At 56.0% G+C, this 779-nt stretch carries 1 rRNA gene; it reads right to left on the minus strand.

Going from position 1 to position 779, the window contains the following annotated elements:
• Window positions 1–753 (minus strand): 23S ribosomal RNA (locus HMPREF9441_RS03365); the annotation flags it as partial.
• Window positions 754–779 lie beyond the last annotated feature (26 nt).

Consider the following 779-nt stretch of genomic DNA (forward strand, 5'->3'; position numbering starts at 1 on the left):
GTTACCGGGACTTCATCCTGGACAAGTGTAGATCACTCGGTTTCGCGTCTGCCTCCACCAACTATTGCGCCCTTTTAAGACTCGCTTCCGCTGCGGCTCGGTGCGTCGTCGCACTTAACCTCGCTGGTGACGGCAACTCGTAGGTTCATTATGCAAAAGGCACGCCGTCACATCAATTTCGATGCTCCGACCGCTTGTAGGCGTACGGTTTCAGGAACTCTTTCACTCCCCTGCAAGGGGTACTTTTCACCTTTCCCTCACGGTACTGGTTCACTATCGGTCTCTTACGAGTATTTAGCCTTGCCGGATGGGCCCGGCGGATTCACACAGGATTACTCGTGTCCCGCGCTACTCAGGAGTCCGCTACGCTTCGGGCTGCTTCGTGTAAGGGGCTCTCACCCTCTATGGCGCGGCTTTCCAGTCGCTTCCACTCACGGCCTTTCTTGCGATGGCGCGGTCCTACAACCCCGACGATGCCGAGACAACGTCGGTTTGGGCTCTTCCCCGGTCGCTCGCCACTACTGGGGGAATCATTCTTTATTTTCTTTTCCTGCGGGTACTAAGATGTTTCAGTTCCCCGCGTTCGCCTCCCGCATCGGCGGGATAATATCTCTTCAAGATATTGGGTTGTCCCATTCGGAGATCCGCGGGTCAAGGGCCATTTGCGCCTCACCGCGGCTTTTCGCAGCTTATCACGTCCTTCATCGCCTGTAAGAGCCTAGGCATCCACCGTACGCCCTTCATTACTTTCGCCTGTACTGTACCTCTACCATCCGTCC

This window comes from Paraprevotella clara YIT 11840 (assembly GCF_000233955.1).
Classification (GTDB): Bacteria; Bacteroidota; Bacteroidia; order Bacteroidales; family Bacteroidaceae; genus Paraprevotella; species Paraprevotella clara.